Origin of the sequence: Synechococcus sp. R8-2, from assembly GCF_047461715.1 — a bacterium.
Classification (GTDB): domain Bacteria; phylum Cyanobacteriota; class Cyanobacteriia; order Thermostichales; family Thermostichaceae; genus Thermostichus.
This window is the reverse complement of the sequence record NZ_JANSHQ010000665.1, coordinates 1-1,226: the sequence shown is the minus strand read 5'-3', so window position 1 is coordinate 1,226 and position 1,226 is coordinate 1. Positions and strand designations below refer to the sequence as shown.

Here is a 1,226-nt window from a genome sequence, read left to right as displayed (position 1 = left end):
CTCCGCACCGCTGGCGCGAACGTAACGGTGTTGCAGACGAGGCCGCGAGCAGCCAAAAGCTCCCGGACGGGGCAAGATCCCAGTTGCAGCCCAGACCCTGTGGCAAAGTGAGGGAAGAGCGTTCCAGATCCTGCTATGCCTGCATTGCTTACGGCTCTTCTTGCGGTGCTGGGGGGCTATCTCCTGGGATCCATCCCGACCGGCTATTGGGTAGGCCGTTGGTGGGGGGGGATCGATATTCGTCAACAGGGATCCGGCTCTACCGGAGCAACCAATGTGTTGCGGACGTTGGGCAAGGGGCCCGCCCTGCTGGTGTTGCTGGTGGATGCTGCCAAGGGGGCAGCAGCAGTGGCTCTGGGATCGGCCTTGGGATCCGCGTGGTGGGTGGTTTTGGCGGCATTGTTCGCGGTGATCGGCCATAGCCGTTCCTGCTGGCTGGGCTTCAGGGGGGGCAAATCGGTGGCCACCAGCCTGGGGATCTTGTTGGCTATGGCTTGGCCAGTAGCCCTGACAACTTTCGGCGTCTGGCTGCTGGGGCTCGCCCTCACCCGCATCGTTTCCTTCAGCTCCCTGCTGGCGGCAGTGGCGGCTCCGGTGGTGATGTGGGCAACAGCTCAACCTTTGCCCTATTTGTTGTTTGCGTTGGCGGGCGGGGTGTATGTGATCGGTGCTCATCGGCGCAACATCGAGCGCCTACTGGCCGGGTCGGAGCCGCGCATTGGCCAAAAATGGACGCAATCTCCCTAATTTTCAAGGCACTGTGAAGCAGCTGTATTACTCCGCAACGCTATGCAACCGACCACAGTGGTTTTTGTCTACGGATCCCTGCTGCGGGGCGGCCAATACCACAGCTTGCTGCAGGGGGCAGAATTTTTGGGGACAGACAGCCTCAACCACATTGATCTTTACAGTCTCGGCCCCTACCCGATGGCAGTTCGTGGCCGAAACCGGCTCTACGGCGAGTGCTACCGCATCCCCTTGAGTCTATTGCCCCGATTGGACGAGCTGGAAGACCACCCGCGGGTGTACGAACGGCAGTGGGTGCAACTGGATAGCGGCACCTTTGCTTGGGTTTATCTGGGTCGGCCTGAGCAGGTGCAGGGGTGTTCCCTCATCCCCAGTGGCCGCTGGCTGGCTAGAGATCAAAGTGGAGCTTGACGCCCTCAACATACTGGGGCAGCACCAAAGACTCTATCCCACTGTTGTGCTCCGCACCGCTGTCGCGA

At 61.0% G+C, this 1,226-nt stretch carries 2 protein-coding genes; both read left to right on the top strand.

The window, feature by feature from the left end:
• Positions 1-135 precede the first annotated feature (135 nt).
• Positions 136-747 (top strand): glycerol-3-phosphate 1-O-acyltransferase PlsY, encoded by a 612-nt coding sequence (plsY, locus tag NW819_RS13680; protein WP_041436109.1) that lies wholly within the window; start codon positions 136-138, stop codon positions 745-747.
• 42 nt (positions 748-789) lie between these two features.
• Positions 790-1,158: a gamma-glutamylcyclotransferase gene (locus tag NW819_RS13675; RefSeq protein WP_414329655.1), complete on the top strand. Its 369-nt coding sequence runs from the start codon at positions 790-792 to the stop codon at positions 1,156-1,158.
• Positions 1,159-1,226 lie beyond the last annotated feature (68 nt).

Excerpts from the sequence above, each read along its gene's own strand:
- plsY (WP_041436109.1), top strand. The coding sequence starts at position 136 with ATGCCTGCATTGCTTACGGCTCTTCTTGCGGTGCTGGGGGGCTATCTC.
- NW819_RS13675 (WP_414329655.1), top strand. The coding sequence starts at position 790 with ATGCAACCGACCACAGTGGTTTTTGTCTACGGATCCCTGCTGCGGGGC.